The following is a 15,180-nucleotide window of genomic DNA, read 5'->3' on the forward strand; positions in this document are numbered from 1 at the left end:
CCGGCAACATTTATGCCGCCTCCCCTCCCGGTGGGAAGGGGCGTTTGGGGAACGTGGCGACAAAAAAGCAGGAATAACAATGAATAACAGGATCAAATCCCTGGCCTTGCTGGTCAATCTGGGAATTTACGGGGTTGCTTTTCCGTTAAGCGCAGCGGAAACCGCCACCGACGATAAAAACAGCGCCGCGGAAGAGACCATGGTGGTCACCGCCGCCGAGCAGAACCTGCAGGCGCCGGGCGTCTCCACCATCACCGCCGATGAGATCCGCAAACGTCCGCCAGCGCGCGACGTCTCGGAGATCATTCGCACCATGCCGGGGGTCAACCTGACCGGCAACTCCACCAGCGGCCAGCGCGGGAATAACCGCCAGATTGATATCCGCGGCATGGGCCCGGAAAACACCCTGATCCTGATCGACGGCAAGCCGGTCACCAGCCGCAACTCCGTGCGTCTCGGCTGGCGCGGCGAGCGCGACACCCGCGGCGACACCAGCTGGGTGCCGCCGGAGATGATCGAACGCATCGAAGTGATTCGCGGCCCGGCCGCCGCCCGCTACGGCAACGGCGCCGCCGGCGGCGTGGTGAATATCATCACTAAAAAAACCGGCGATGAGTGGCACGGCTCCTGGAACACCTATATGAACGCCCCGGAGCACAAAGACGAAGGCTCCACCAAGCGCACCAACTTCAGCCTCAGCGGCCCGCTGGGCGGCGATTTCAGCTTCCGCCTGTTCGGTAACCTCGACAAAACCCAGGCCGACGCCTGGGACATCAACCAGGGCCATCAGTCCGAACGTACCGGGATCTATGCCGACACCCTGCCGGCCGGGCGCGAAGGGGTAAAAAATAAAAACATCGATGGTCTGGTGCGCTGGGAATTCGCCCCGATGCAGTCGCTGGAGTTTGAGGCCGGCTACAGCCGCCAGGGCAACCTCTATGCAGGCGACACCCAGAACACCAACTCCAACGACCTGGTAAAAGAGAACTACGGCAAAGAGACCAACCGTCTGTACCGCAACACCTACTCGGTCACCTGGAACGGCGCCTGGGACAACGGGGTGACCACCAGCAACTGGGCGCAGTACGAACGTACCCGCAACTCGCGCAAAGGCGAAGGCCTCGCCGGGGGGACCGAGGGGATCTTCAACAGCAACCAGTTTACGGATATCGATCTGGCGGATGTGATGCTGCACAGCGAAGTCAGCATCCCGTTCGACTATCTGGTTAATCAGAACCTGACGCTGGGCAGCGAGTGGAACCAGCAGCGCATGAAGGATAAGGCCTCCAACACCCAGGCGCTGTCGGGGGGAGAAATTCCGGGCTACGACAGCACCGGCCGCAGCCCCTACTCGAAGGCGGAGATCTTCTCCCTGTTCGCTGAGAACAACATGGAGCTGACCGACACCACCATGCTGACCCCGGCGCTGCGTTTCGATCATCACAGCATCGTCGGCAACAACTGGAGCCCGTCCCTCAATCTGTCTCAGGGCCTGTGGGACGACTTCACGCTGAAGATGGGTATCGCCCGTGCCTATAAAGCGCCGAGCCTGTATCAGACCAACCCGAACTACATTCTCTACAGCAAAGGCCAGGGCTGCTACGCCAGTAAAGACGGCTGCTATCTGCAGGGGAATGAAGATTTAAAAGCCGAGACCAGCATCAACAAAGAGATTGGCCTCGAGTTTAAACGCGACGGCTGGCTGGCGGGCGTCACGTGGTTCCGCAACGACTATCGCAACAAAATTGAAGCGGGCTACGCCCCGGTTTATCAAAATAATAAAGGCACCGACCTCTACCAATGGGAAAACGTGCCGAAAGCGGTGGTGGAAGGCCTGGAAGGTACGCTGAACGTCCCGGTGAGCGAGACCGTGAACTGGACCAACAACATCACCTACATGCTGCAGAGTAAGAATAAAGAGACCGGCGATCGGCTGTCGATTATCCCGGAATACACGCTGAACTCCACGCTGAGCTGGCAGGTACGCGATGACGTTTCGCTGCAGTCGACCTTTACCTGGTACGGCAAACAGGAGCCGAAGAAGTACAACTATAAGGGTCAACCGGTCACCGGCAGCGAGAAGAACGAGGTCAGCCCCTACAGCATCCTCGGCCTGAGCGCGACCTGGGACGTGACCAAATACGTTAGTCTGACCGGCGGCGTGGATAACGTCTTCGACAAGCGCCACTGGCGCGCGGGCAACGCCCAGACCACCGGGGGCGCCACCGGCACGATGTACGGCGCCGGCGCCGAGACCTACAACGAATCGGGCCGCACCTGGTATATGAGCGTCAACACCCACTTCTGATAGCGGGTTCTCCCTGCCCCGCCCTTGCAGGATAAAGGGCGGGGACAACCACGGTATTCTTGCCCTATGCGCATACATCACGCCCCCCTGCCGCTGGCCGGCTATACGCTGCAGCAGATCGATTTCGACCCGGCGACTTTCCAGCCTGAAGATCTGTTGTGGCTGCCCTACCACGCCAGCCTGAGCGGCTGGGGCCGCAAGCGGCAGGCGGAGCACCTGGCCGGGCGCATCGCCGCGGTGTACGCCCTGCGCGAGGTGGGAGAAAAACAGCCTCCCGCGATTGGCGATCGGCGCCAGCCGCTGTGGCCCGCGCCCTGGTTCGGTAGTATCAGCCACTGCGGCCAGCGCGCGCTGGCGGTGGTCGCTGACCGGCCGGTGGGCGTCGACATCGAGCGCCGGTTTACTCCACAGCTGGCGGCGGAGCTGGAAAGCAGCATTATCAACGAGGCGGAAAAAAAGGTGCTATTGCACAGCGGCCTGCCCTTCCCGCTGGCGCTGACGCTGGCCTTTTCGGCGAAAGAGAGTGGGTTTAAGGCCTGGTCCTCTCACGCTTTAGCCCTGCCCGGCTTCCACAGCGCCCGGATTGTGGCACTCACTGCGCAGCAGATCCATTTACGTTTTACCGCCAGCTTCTCCGTACAGCTTGCTCATTTCACCTTGCAAATCAACCATCTGATAGAAGACGATTTCGTTATTACCTGTACCTGCCCGCCTCGCGAAGCGTGATCCTTTTCGCTTTTTAAGAAATTACCTGTGCAAACCGTAGACAGTTCTGGCTGGCCGCTTTATGGTTACATTGAATAATAAATCATTATTGAATATATATTCAATGCGGAGATAATAATGAAAACTACCCTGATAAAGTCTGTTCTGTTTGCCTCCATGATGGCCGCATCTGGCTCACTTTTCGCCGCCGATAATGGCCTGATCGCAATCATTACCCCTTCACATGATAATCCGTTCTTTAAAGCCGAGGCTGACGGCGCAGCGGCGAAAGCGAAAGAGCTGGGTTACAGCACCCTGGTCGCCTCACACGACGATGACGTCAACAAACAAAACCAATTGATTGAAACGGCTATTGCGCGGAAAGCCAAAGCCATCATCCTGGATAACGCTGGCGCGGATGCCACCGTCGGCCCGCTGGAAAAAGCAAAAGCGGCAGGTGTGCCGGCATTTTTAATCGACAGAGAGATCAATAAAACCGGCGTCGCCGTGGCGCAGATCGTCTCTAACAACTATCAGGGCGCCCAGCTTGGCGCGGAAAAATTCGCCAGTCTCCTCAACGGTAAAGGCAAGTATGTCGAACTGTTAGGTCGTCAGTCCGACACCAACGCCAGCGTCCGCTCGCAGGGTTATCACGATGTGCTGGACGACTATCCGGAAATGAAAATGGTCGCCCAGCAGACGGCGAACTGGAGCCAGACGGAAGCCTTTACCCGTATGGAAGCTATTCTGCAGACGAATCCGGATATCGTCGGTGTGATTTCCGGCAACGATACCATGGCGCTGGGGGCGGAAGCGGCGCTGAAAGCCGCAGGTAAAAACGACGTGATTGTCGTCGGCTTCGACGGCAGCGACTACACGCGCGACTCGATACTCAAGCAGGGCAACATTAAAGCCACGGTTCTCCAGCCTGGCTGGAAGCAGGCGCAAATGGCCGTGGAACAGGCGGACTTTTTCCTCAAGAACGGGAAAGCCCAGAAAGAAGAGAAGCAGTTGATGGACTGCATCCTCATCGATAGTGGCAATGCGAAAAAACTCAACATGTTCAACCTCAGCGAGTAAGGCGGAAATGATGCGGTTAAAACAATGGGGCGCCGTGCTGATGGGGTGCGCCGCCCTGTTGCTGACGGCCTGCACGGTGGTGGACTTAGATGAGAATGGCAAGCCAGTGCTGCCTGCCGACCCGAACGCGAAACCCAGCTTCGACCATCTCACCCCGCAGCAGATCGCGCAACAAACCTGGCAATCTCGTGTGATTGACGCAGCGAACCAACATGCGCTGGACGCGACTGCGCTGGTAAAAGTGCGCCAGGCGTCTGGCGCTACGCCACAGAGCGTCTTTGTCCGCCTGAACAGCGAGGTGACCGGGATTGACGTCGGCAACCCACGCGAGCAAAAGCTCAAACTTACGCTACACGGCCAGCCGTTGGTCGTGCAATTAGGTCCTGTCATGCGAGGCAATGCCATCCGCGATGCCAGCGGTTTCAAATTTGAAGACTTTACCAACCAGGTGCAGTTTGCACAGCTTTCACGCGCCTACAACCGGGAGGCGATAAAATCGTTGCCGACAGTGGACGCGAGCTGGACAGGCAAGCCTGTCGATATTCTCTTTGCGGTCACGGTTATTAACGGCAGTCTGCAGGATGCGGCCGCTCTTCAGCTAAAACAGGAGGCGCGCTGATGGCCAGTTCACCCGCAGAGGATATCATTTTACGCACCCGTGGTATTTCGATGTTGTTCCCCGGCACGGTGGCGTTGGATAACGTCGACTACAACGTCTGGCGCGGCAAAGTTAACGTGATCATTGGCGAAAATGGCGCCGGTAAATCAACGCTCATGAAAATTCTCGCCGGTGTGCAACAGCCGAGCCTGGGTGAAATGGAGCTCAACGGCAACATAGTCCATTTCTCCAGCACCCGCGAGGCCGCCGCCCACGGCATTGGTATGGTCCACCAGGAGCTGAACCTGTTTGAAAATCTTAGCGTCGCGGAAAATATCTTTCTTGGTCGCGAGCTACAGCGCGGGCTGACGCCAATTAACGAAGCAGAGCAGGAACGACAAGCCGCGGAGCTGTTGCAGCGACTCGATCAGCCGATCTCGCCGCGGGAGCTGGTGGGTAACCTGAAGGTCGGTCAGCAGCAGTTGGTCGAAATAGCCAAAGCGCTGGCGGAAAATGCGGACATTCTGATCCTTGATGAGCCCACCTCAGCATTAAGCAAAACCGAGGTGGATATTCTGTTTCGGGTCATCCGCGAACTGACGCGTCAGGGGGTGTCCATTATCTACATCTCACACCGTCTGGAGGAGCTGATGGCCATCGGCGACGTCATTACCATACTCCGTGACGGCAAATTCCAGGCGGAGGCCAGGGTGAGTGAAATTGATGTGCCATGGATCGTCCGTGAAATGCTGGGCAGCGATCCGGTAAGCCATTTTCTTCCCCCGGATCGCCGCTTCGGCGCCCCACTGTTGGAAGTGGAGAACCTGACCTGCGTGAATGCCGCGGGCAATACGGTGGTGGATAACGTCAGTTTTAAAGCACATGCCGGTGAAATTATTGGGATCTACGGTCTGATGGGCGCCGGGCGAACCGAGCTGTTTGAATGTCTGCTGGGGACAGCGCGCCACTACTTTGGCAAGATCTGGCTGGACAGCAAACCGGTTCCCCAGCGGTTAACCACGGCCGAACGTATCCGCATGGGCATGAGTCTGGTGCCGGAAGATCGTAAGCGGACCGGGATTTTTCCCATCTCGTCAGTCGCCAGCAATCTGACCATTGCCAGCCTGTGGCGTCGTCTTCAGCGCGGGTTAACCATTGCCAATAAAGAGGAAGAGGCCGTCGTCGCCAGCACGATTGGCAATCTCTCTATTAAGGTCTCATCACCAGAGGTCGAGATCCAGGCGCTCAGCGGCGGCAATCAGCAAAAAGTGGTTATTGGCCGTTCGCTGTTAACCAATCCGAAGGTGCTGTTTCTTGACGAGCCTACGCGCGGAATCGACATCGGCGCCAAGGGGGATGTGTTTCGCATGATGGTGCAATTGTCGCAGCAGGGAATGGCGGTGGTGTTCTCCACCTCCGATTTAAAAGAAATCATGGCGGTCTCTGACCGTATCCTGGTGATGTCAGGCGGCAAACTGACCGCCGATATCGTTCGTGACCAGGCCGAAGAGTCGGCGCTGGTTTCAGCAAGCGCTCAGGGGTTCTAAGATGAAAATGACACAATTGGTCGCACTGGCGCCGCGCGGCGGAGCCTCTCTCTCCCGTGAAAATATCCTGCTGTTGTTATTAAAACTGCGCACCTTTATCGCGCTGTTCCTGATTGTCGGCTTCTTCACGATGACCGTGCCCGGTTTTTTATCCGCTGGCAGCATGGTGATTATGATTAAACACATTGCGATTAACGCCTTTCTGGCGTTGGGGATCACCTTTGTCATTATCACTGCCGGTATCGACCTTTCGATTGGCGCTACGCTCGGTCTCTGCGGAATGATAGCCGGCTGGCTTATCACCAAAGGGATCGTCTTGCCGATGTTCGGCATCGCCATTTTTCCAAGCGTGTGGGTCATTGTGCCCCTGGTGCTGCTGATAGGCGCGCTGATTGGCGCCGTTAATGGCTGGATCATTACCCGCTACAATGTGGCGCCGTTTATCTGCACCCTCGGTACCATGTATGTGCTCCGCGGAGCCGCGATGCTGACCTCTGATGGCCAAACCTTCCCCGGGCTCGCGGGCAATCCGCAGCTGGGCAACACGGGTTTCGATGAAATTGGCGCAGGTGCGCTCTTTGGCATCCCGTGGGCCATCTGGCTGATGATCCTGCTGGCGCTGATCATCGCCTATATTGCGCGGCGTTTGCCCTTTGGCCGCCATGTTTATGCGATCGGTGACAATGAGCGCGCCGCCGAGCTCTCCGGCGTGAAAGTGAAGCAAATTAAAGTGCTGGTCTACACGCTGTCCGGTTTTTGCGCCGCCATTGCCGGGATAGTGGTCTCCGCGCAGCTGCTGGCCAGCCATCCGGCTAACGGTACCGCTTTTGAGATGAATGCTATCGCCGCCGTCGTACTGGGCGGAACATCGCTGGCCGGCGGCCGGGGAACCATCCTGGGTACGCTGATTGGTGCGTTTGTCATCGGTTTTCTCGCCGACGGACTGGTGATGATGGGGGTGAGCGAGTTCTGGCAGATGGTCATCAAAGGGATCGTGATTATTGTGGCGGTCATTATCGATCAGATGCAAAACCGGATGCAGCAGAAGGCGGCGGTGGTCGCCCAGAAAGCGGTCATGGAGAATAAGTAACCGCAAGACCTCCTGTGGCTCAGGCCACAGGAGGCGAGACTGACTCACGATGCGCCTTTCTCCGAGGCGCTTCGCAAAACCTCATCGAAAAATCCTGCCCGACGGCAAGCGGTGGTAGCATCCCGCCACTCTGCTCTGCCAGGCAAGGAAGCCATGAAAAAACGTCCTCACTCGACCCCGCACGACAGTCTGTTTAAGCGCTTTCTGCGCGACAGCGAAACCGCACGCGATTTTCTGGATATTCATCTGCCGCCCGCGCTGCGGCAACTGTGCGACTTAAGCACTCTGCACCTGGAATCCGGGAGCTTTGTTGAGGGCAACCTGCGCGCCAGCTATTCCGATATTCTCTACTCTCTGCAGACCAGCAAGGGAGAGGGCTATATCTATGTGGTCATTGAGCATCAGAGCACCCCGGACAGCCATATGGCATTCAGACTCCTGCGCTATGCCCTCGCGGCCATGCAACAGCATCTTGATCGCGGCCATAAAGCGCTGCCGCTGGTAATTCCCATGCTGTTTTATCATGGCAGCATTTCTCCCTATCCCTTTTCACTGTGCTGGCTGGATGAGTTTCCACCTGACTCACCGGCAAAACAGCTTTATCTCGGGGCCTTTCCGCTCGTCGATGTGACCGATATTCCCGACGACGCCATATTACAGCATCGGCGGATCGCGCTTCTGGAACTGGTCCAGAAACACATCCGTCAACGCGATCTCAGCCATATCCTCCAGCAGTTGGTGGAGGTGGTGCTAATGGGATACACTGACCACCAGCAGTTCAAAACGTTATTTACCTATATGTCGCTGCATGGCAATAGCGCCGACCCGGATAACTTTATCGACCAGCTGGTCGAACGTCTGCCGCAATATGAGGATACCCTGATGACGATTGCCGAGTACCTGAAGCAGAAAGGTCGCGAAGAGGGAAAACAACGCTGGTTACAGCAAGGCCAGCAAGAGGGGCTTCAGGAAGGTTTACAGGCGGGCGAGCATCGCGAAGCCTGCCGCATCGCGCTGATGATGTTAGAGAACGGTATGGACACTGAAACCGTGTTGCGGATGACTCGCCTCAGCGCGGACGAACTGGCGACGCTGGCACGCCAGGCACGCCAGTCTCCCCCCCCCGCTTAGCCCTTAATTAACGCGCGCGCGGTCGGGAAGTCGGTGATCAGGACATCAATATAGTCGCCCTGCAACGCGCCGCGGATGGCGTTCTCTTTGTCCACGCCGCCGGCCAGCGCAATCACCTGCGGACAGCGACGAATTTGCTCAAGCTCCATCCCGATCACCGGATCCTCATCCTGGCTCAGTACCGGTTTGCCCGCCGCATCATAGTAATGCAGGCAGATATCCCCCACCGCGCCGCGCTCCGCCAGCAGCTGGAGCATGCTTTCATTATAATAGTTACCGGAGTTTTTCAGCAGCTGCGAAGGCTCCAGTTCACCAATACCGACGATGGCCACATCCACTTCGGCAAATTTCGCCACCACCGCCGCGACGTCCGGGCTGTTTACCAGACGGCTGCGCTCCTCCACGGAATGCTCAATACTCTGCGACGGCAACAGCCACGCCGGGCAGCCTAAATGTGCCGCCAGCTGCTGGGTTAAAATGGTAGCCTGCACGTTGCCGTTGGGACCGACGCCGCCCAACAGCTGAATCACCCCGGCGGCGCGAATGTTCTGCGGATGCATCTCATCCACCATGCAGCGGATCGTACTGCTCCAGGACGAGATCCCCACGAGGTCTTCCGGCCGCAGCCGCGTTTCGACATAGTGCGCCGCCGCGCTGCCGATGGCATGCTTTACCTGGCTGTAACTAGCATTCTCGCCCACATCCACGACTATCGCTTGTCGAATGCCAAAACGCTCCTCAATCGCCTTTTCCAGATCGACAAAAATGTTTGTCGGCTGGACCACGGTAATTTTCACCAGCCCCTCTTTCTGACAGCGGGTAAGCGCCCGTGAAACAAAAGACTGGGACAGATGCAGCAGCGAGGCGATCTCGGACTGCTTTTTATTCTCGCTGTAGTAAAGCGTGGCGATCTTCACCAGCAACCGCTGTTCATCCTGCTTCGACATGGCATTCCCCTCTGTTTTCTGCTCGTTATTTTTATGCATCATTGAATAGATAACAAGCGCAGCGCCCTTTTCCCGACGATCCAAATGTGATCGTTTTCTCCTTTTTTAGAAAATAGGCCGTACAAATCGTGGACAAACCCCGTCACAGGGCATATCTTACCTATGTGAATAATAAATCAGTAGTGAATATATATTCAATCACTTATTAATACCTTGTTTTGTCGACGATAAAAGGTAGTCAGGATGGAAAGTGTTTTTTTACCCTACTGGAATATTTATTCATACAAGAATTTACTTTCAAGAGGTGTTTTATGAATCCGTTTTCACTCTCCGTTAAGGAGTTAGAACAAAAAGCACGCGCCATCCGCCGCCGCATCATCGTCTTAAATGCGGAAAGCCCGGCAGGCGGCCACACCGGTGCAGATTTGTCACAAGTCGAACTTCTGACCGCCCTCTACTTTCGCATCCTTAACTGCTCTCCTGCGCTAGAAAAGAGCGACGAGCGCGATATTTATATTCAATCGAAGGGGCACGCTGTCGGCGGTTACTACTGCGTGTTGGCCGAGGCAGGCTTTATCCCCCTTGACTGGCTGGCAACCTATCAACACGCCGACTCGCATCTGCCTGGACATCCGGTGAAGCACAAGACGCCGGGTATTGAGCTCAATACCGGCGCATTGGGCCATGGTCTGCCCGTGGCGGTAGGCATTGCGCTGGCAGCGAAACGCGATAACAACCCGCGTCGCGTATTTGTCGTCACCGGCGATGGCGAACTGGCGGAGGGCAGCAACTGGGAGGCCGCGCTGGTCGCCGCCCACTACCAGCTGGATAACCTTATTATTATCAACGACAAAAATAATCTGCAGCTGGCCGGTGCGACCAAAGAGATCATGAATACCGACCCGCTGGATGAAAAATGGCGCGCTTTCGGCATGGAGGTCACACAGTGCAACGGCAACGATATGGCGGAGGTGGTCGCCACCCTTGAGCGCTTGCAGCCGAACGGGAAACCACACGTCGTGATTGCCAATACCACCAAAGGCGCAGGTATTTCTTTTATTCAGGGAAGGCCCGAGTGGCATCACCGGGTACCGAAAGGAGAAGAAATTGAACTGGCGCTGGAGGAACTGAAAGATGAGTAATAGCGAACATCTCGCCACGGTGATGGTGAATGCCTTTATTGATGCCGTAGACCGCGGCGTGGATCTGGTGCCAGTAGTGGCTGACTCCACCTCAACGGCGAAAATTGCCCCATTTATCAAAAGATTCCCTGGCCGGCTGGTCAACGTCGGCATCGCCGAGCAGACGCTGGTTGGCGCTGCCGCCGGCCTGGCGCTGGGGGGGAAAGTGGCCGTGACCTGCAACGCGGCGCCATTCCTTATCTCACGTGCCAATGAGCAGATTAAGGTCGACGTTTGCTACAACAACACCAACGTCAAACTGTTCGGGCTGAACGCGGGCGCCAGCTACGGTCCGCTGGCCAGCACTCACCATAGCATTGACGATATCGCCGTTCTGCGCGGTTTTGGCAATATTGAAATTTACGCGCCGTCCAGTCCCGGCGAGTGCCGACAGATTATCGATTATGCCCTTGCCCACATCGGGCCAGTGTATATCCGCCTCGATGGTAAAGCGCTACCGGAACTGCATGACGAACATTACCGGTTTATTCCGGGCAACATTGATGTGCTGCGTTCGGGGCGCGATGTTGCGTTGGTTGCCATGGGCTCAACGGTACATGAAATAGTGGAAGCCGCCGCACAACTCGCAGCAGAAGGTATTGACGCCACCGTTATCAGTGTCCCATCTATTCGTCCTTGTGATACCCAGGCGCTACTAAAGGCAATACAGTCCTGTCCGGTCGCGATCACGGTGGAAGAACACAACGTCAACGGCGGCGTCGGGAGTCTGGTGGCGGAAGTGCTGGCCGAGGCCGGGTGCGCTATCCCGTTGAAACGCTTAGGTATCCCTGACGGGCAATACGCCATTGCCGCCGATCGCGCCGCCACGCGCGCGCGCCATGAAATCGATGCCGCCGGGGTGGCGAAGCACGCCCGCAAGCTGCACACAAAAAAAGCATCCTGAAAAATAACAAGAACATCTTACTGGAGAGAACGCAATGTCCCGTATTCCTCAACAACTCACCATGGGCGTCATTATTGGCAATCGGGGATTTTTCCCCAGCTATCTGGTCGCCGAAGCGCGCGAACAGGCGGTAGCCCTGTTTAGCCGCCTTGGGATTAACACCATTATGCTTGATCCATCCCAGACGGAACTGGGTGGCGTGGAAACCCGGCAGGATGCCAAAATTTGCGCCGAGCTGTTCCGCACCCACCGCGACAACATTCACGGTGTCGTGGTGCTGTTACCCAACTTTGGTGATGAAAAAGCCATCGCCGAGACGCTGCGCCTCTCCGGTCTCAACGTCCCGGTGCTTATTCAGGCCGAAGAGGATAATCTGGATAAAATGGGGTTGTCGACGCGCCGCGATAGCTTCTGCGGCAAAATTTCCCTTTGCAACAACCTGCGCCAGTACGGTATCCCGTTTACGCTGACCACCCAGCACGTTTGCGCACTTAGCGGCGAGGTGTTTGAGCAGGATCTCCGGCGCTTCACGCAGATATGTCGCGTGGTAAACAGTATGCGCGGTGTACGCGTTGGCGCGATTGGCGCCCGTCCTGCGGGCTTTAACACCGTGCGCTACAGCGAAAAACTGCTCGAACGTTTGGGCATCGCAGTGGAAACGTTAGATCTATCCGAGGTATTTACCCGGATTAAGTGCCTGCGTGATGACGATATTCGTGTGGATGAGAAGCGCCGCCTGCTGATCGATAATGCCGACGCCAGCGGTATTCCGGCAGATAAACTGAATACTATGGCAAAACTGTTTGTGGTCCTGAGCGAGTGGATTGTTGCCAACGATATCGACACCACCGCGATTCAGTGCTGGACCTCGCTACAGGAAAATCTGGGGATTAACGTCTGCTCCATCATGAGCGTGATGTCCGGACAACTGATGCCAAGCGCCTGTGAAGTCGATGTCATGGGCGCGCTCTCCATGTACGCGCTCGCCAGCAGCAATCTGAGCCCCGCCTCGATCGCGGACTGGAATAATAACTTCGGCGACGATCGCGATAAATGTGTGCTGTTCCATTGCGGGAACTTTGCCTCGGCCAGTCTCGAGTCGCCGCACATGGGAACGGCCGATATTATTGGCACCACCGTCGGCAAAGAAAACACCTGCGGTGCCGTGCATGGTCGCATGAAAAGCGGCGCGCTGACCTATTTTCGCCTCAGCACTGACGACCTGACTGGCGAAATCAAGGCCTACGTCGGCGAAGGCCAATCGGTTGACGATCCCCTGGATACGGTAGGCTGTCGGGCGGTCATTCAGGTTCCCCACCTGGAAAATCTGCTGTCGTGGATCTGCCGTAACGGCTTTGAGCACCATGTCGCGATGAACCATTCTGCCAGTGCTTCAATTCTGCACGAGGCGTTTACGCGATACCTGGGCGTGTCGACCTATCTCCACCAGTAAGGCCGGAGTCCGCTATGTCGGTAAACAAGGATATTATTATTGCCCTCGATGAGGGCACGACCAATGCCAAAGCCGTTGCCTTCGATAGCCACGGGCGGGTAATCGCGCAATTTTCCCGCGCGCTTGAGATCGCTACGCCTCAGGAAGGATGGGTAGAACAGTCAGCGGAGCTTCTGCTTGCCGCGTCGCTGGAGGTGATTTCTCGCACAGTGGCCGCCGTTGGCGCGGAGCGTGTGGCGGCCCTGGCGATCAGCAACCAGCGCGAAACCGTCGTGGGCTGGTATCGGGAAACGGGCGAGGCCATAGCGCCCGCCCTGAGCTGGCAATGTTCACGTAGCGCCACATTTTGCCGCTCGCTGCGTGAACAAGGTCATGAGCCGCAGATCAAGGCGGTAACCGGCCTGCCAATCGCCCCGCTCTTTTCCGCCTCGAAAATGCGCTGGCTGTTGGACCACACCCCGGATGGCCTCAACCGGGCGAAAGATGGCGAGATTTGCCTCGGTACGGTGGATAGCTGGCTACTCTGGCACCTGACGCAAGGCCAGCATTTTTGTTGTGATTACGCGAACGCGTCTCGTACGCAGCTCATGAATTTGCAAACAGCGGACTGGGATACCGATATGCTCGCCCTGTTTGGCATTCCGCCTGCAGCACTCCCGGTGATAAAACCATCGAGCGGCCTGTTTGGTTACACCGCTGGTTTAGCCACCCTCCCTGATGGGATCCCGGTAATGGCGATGATTGGCGATTCGCATGCCGCCCTTTTCGCCCACGGTCTGGGCGCCGCCGGTTGCGTTAAAGCTACTTACGGTACAGGAACCTCGGTGATGGCGCCCGTCGATTCGGTGGCGTGTCACGTCAGCAATCTCGCCACCACGGTGGCCTGGCACGACGGAGAAAAGCTGGTCTATGCACTAGAGGGGAATATTCCCCATACCGGCGATGCGGTGGCGTGGATGGCCGACAGTACAGGCTTGAGCGAACTCTCTCCCGTTGAGCTGGCCCAGGCGCTGAATGCTCTGCCTCGCTCGGTAGACTCCACCTTAGGCGTCTTTTTTGTACCTGCCCTCACCGGCATGGGGGCGCCCTGGTGGGACGAGAATGCCCGCGGACTGATCCATGGGTTAAGCCGGGGGGTGAAGCGTGCCCATCTCATTCGTGCCGCGCTCGAGTCTATTACCTACCAGATTGCCGATGTAATCACTGCGATGCGTGCCCATCATGGCTTTACGCTCAACACGCTGCTGGTGGATGGGGGCCCCACCAAAAACGACTGGTTAATGCAGTACCAGGCCGACCTGCTGGGTTGTCCGGTGATGCGCAGCGATGTGGCCGAGCTGTCAGCGACCGGTGCGGCACTGCTGGCGCGTAAAGCGTTGCACAAGCTGACGGTGGCAGAGCTTCAGCCCTTTTTGCCAGAACACATCACTTATGCGCCAGACCCGCTCCGGCATCATCGGCTTGTGCAGCGATGGCAGTCCTGGCAACACGCGGTGACGCTGGCAAGACGCTGAGCGCAACCCAGCCGGGCGATAACGTCTTTGTCCGGCTGCAATCCAACGCGCCATCCCCGCCGTTAACTCAGCGGATACTGTTGAAACGCCGGCAGCGCCTCTCCTTTCTCCGCCAGCGCGCGGATATGCGGAAACGCCGTTGCCGGCACCACCGTCGGGATCATCAACTGGATAAAGGACCAGACCACCGTGCTGGTGACCAACACCTGGTCCGGCTGCGCGGCGGCAACGCGGTCTGCCAGCCGGGCGTCCCATTCCCGACAGGCGGCGAGCAGTTGACCGGTCACCCGGGCTATCCACGGCTGATGCTGCTTCTCCTCCGGCCGCAGACGGTGCTCATAAACATGCTGGACCGCTTTTTCACTGGCGGCGAGGATCACCCCCAGCAGGTGCAGGTCGCGGGCCAGCGCCTCGGAATGCGCGGGAAGCAGCCGGCGTCCGGCGGGATAGGTCGTTTCGAAATAGTGGAGGATCAGCGTGGAGTCCATCAGCTGTGTCCCGTCATCGAGAACCACCGTCGGCGCCTTGACCACCGGATTAATACGGGTGAATTCATCAAAGCCGCTAAAGACCGACAGCGGCAGGCTCTCGAATTCCACGCCATAGAGCGCCAGAGAAACCGCCACGCGTCTTACATAAGGTGAATCCATCATACCAATGAGTTTCATCGTCACTCCTGCCTGCGATAAAGGGGTTGCTGGCTTACCTTACTGGAAAAGCCG

13 protein-coding genes are annotated in these 15,180 nt (G+C 57.3%); 11 read left to right on the forward strand and 2 right to left on the reverse strand.

What is annotated here, in order from left to right; all coding sequences use genetic code 11:
• Positions 1-79: 79 nt before the first annotated feature.
• The 7 genes from fepA (at position 80) to ABLU95_RS19870 (ending at position 8,459) form a co-directional block, all read left to right on the forward strand.
• Positions 80-2,308 (forward strand): siderophore enterobactin receptor FepA, encoded by a 2,229-nt coding sequence (gene fepA, locus ABLU95_RS19840; protein ID WP_087826796.1) that lies wholly within the window; start codon positions 80-82, stop codon positions 2,306-2,308.
• A 66-nt stretch (positions 2,309-2,374) separates the two neighbouring features.
• Positions 2,375-3,034, forward strand: coding sequence for an enterobactin synthase subunit EntD (gene entD, locus ABLU95_RS19845; protein ID WP_289552974.1), 660 nt, complete (start codon positions 2,375-2,377; stop codon positions 3,032-3,034).
• 117 nt (positions 3,035-3,151) lie between these two features.
• Positions 3,152-4,093 carry a D-ribose ABC transporter substrate-binding protein gene (locus tag ABLU95_RS19850; RefSeq protein WP_004178959.1) on the forward strand — a complete coding sequence of 314 codons (942 nt, stop codon included), beginning with the start codon at positions 3,152-3,154 and terminating at the stop codon, positions 4,091-4,093.
• 10 nt (positions 4,094-4,103) lie between these two features.
• A complete protein-coding gene (locus ABLU95_RS19855) occupies positions 4,104-4,712 on the forward strand; it encodes a DUF2291 family protein (protein ID WP_348880284.1) in 609 nt (202 codons plus the stop codon).
• Positions 4,712-6,238: a sugar ABC transporter ATP-binding protein gene (locus tag ABLU95_RS19860; RefSeq protein WP_072096476.1), complete on the forward strand. Its 1,527-nt coding sequence runs from the start codon at positions 4,712-4,714 to the stop codon at positions 6,236-6,238. Before ABLU95_RS19855 ends, ABLU95_RS19860 begins: the two co-directional genes overlap by 1 nt.
• Position 6,239: 1 nt before the next feature.
• Positions 6,240-7,328 carry an ABC transporter permease gene (locus ABLU95_RS19865; RefSeq protein WP_348880270.1) on the forward strand — a complete coding sequence of 363 codons (1,089 nt, stop codon included), beginning with the start codon at positions 6,240-6,242 and terminating at the stop codon, positions 7,326-7,328.
• 153 nt (positions 7,329-7,481) lie between these two features.
• Positions 7,482-8,459: an Rpn family recombination-promoting nuclease/putative transposase gene (locus tag ABLU95_RS19870; protein ID WP_348880271.1), complete on the forward strand. Its 978-nt coding sequence runs from the start codon at positions 7,482-7,484 to the stop codon at positions 8,457-8,459.
• On the opposite strand, the gene ABLU95_RS19875 is transcribed toward ABLU95_RS19870, so the two are convergent.
• Positions 8,456-9,406, reverse strand: a complete 951-nt coding sequence (locus ABLU95_RS19875) for a sugar-binding transcriptional regulator (protein WP_004885703.1) — start codon at positions 9,404-9,406, stop codon at positions 8,456-8,458. The genes ABLU95_RS19870 and ABLU95_RS19875 overlap by 4 nt on opposite strands.
• Positions 9,407-9,717: 311 nt before the next feature.
• Between ABLU95_RS19875 and ABLU95_RS19880 the strand changes: the two genes are divergently transcribed.
• From ABLU95_RS19880 to ABLU95_RS19895, 4 genes are read left to right on the forward strand one after another with little or no spacing between them, the layout of a single operon-like run.
• Positions 9,718-10,548 carry a transketolase gene (locus ABLU95_RS19880; RefSeq protein WP_004885699.1) on the forward strand — a complete coding sequence of 277 codons (831 nt, stop codon included), beginning with the start codon at positions 9,718-9,720 and terminating at the stop codon, positions 10,546-10,548.
• Positions 10,541-11,491 (forward strand): transketolase C-terminal domain-containing protein, encoded by a 951-nt coding sequence (locus ABLU95_RS19885; RefSeq protein WP_044521532.1) that lies wholly within the window; start codon positions 10,541-10,543, stop codon positions 11,489-11,491. Before ABLU95_RS19880 ends, ABLU95_RS19885 begins: the two co-directional genes overlap by 8 nt.
• Positions 11,492-11,525: 34 nt before the next feature.
• Positions 11,526-12,944, forward strand: a complete 1,419-nt coding sequence (locus tag ABLU95_RS19890) for an L-fucose/L-arabinose isomerase family protein (protein ID WP_087849790.1) — start codon at positions 11,526-11,528, stop codon at positions 12,942-12,944.
• Positions 12,945-12,958: 14 nt separating this feature from the next.
• The gene (locus ABLU95_RS19895; protein WP_348880273.1) at positions 12,959-14,458 is read left to right on the forward strand and encodes an FGGY-family carbohydrate kinase; all 1,500 of its coding nucleotides are present in this window, start codon (positions 12,959-12,961) and stop codon (positions 14,456-14,458) included.
• 62 nt (positions 14,459-14,520) lie between these two features.
• Here ABLU95_RS19895 and ABLU95_RS19900 read toward each other — a convergent pair whose 3' ends face one another.
• On the reverse strand, positions 14,521-15,126 hold the full coding sequence (locus ABLU95_RS19900; protein ID WP_348880274.1) for a glutathione S-transferase family protein: 606 nt from the start codon (positions 15,124-15,126) through the stop codon (positions 14,521-14,523).
• Between the last annotated feature and the right edge of the window lie 54 nt (positions 15,127-15,180).

It is taken from the genome of Klebsiella sp. GG_Kp146 (assembly GCF_040061975.1).
Lineage (GTDB): Bacteria > Pseudomonadota > Gammaproteobacteria > Enterobacterales > Enterobacteriaceae > Klebsiella > Klebsiella quasipneumoniae.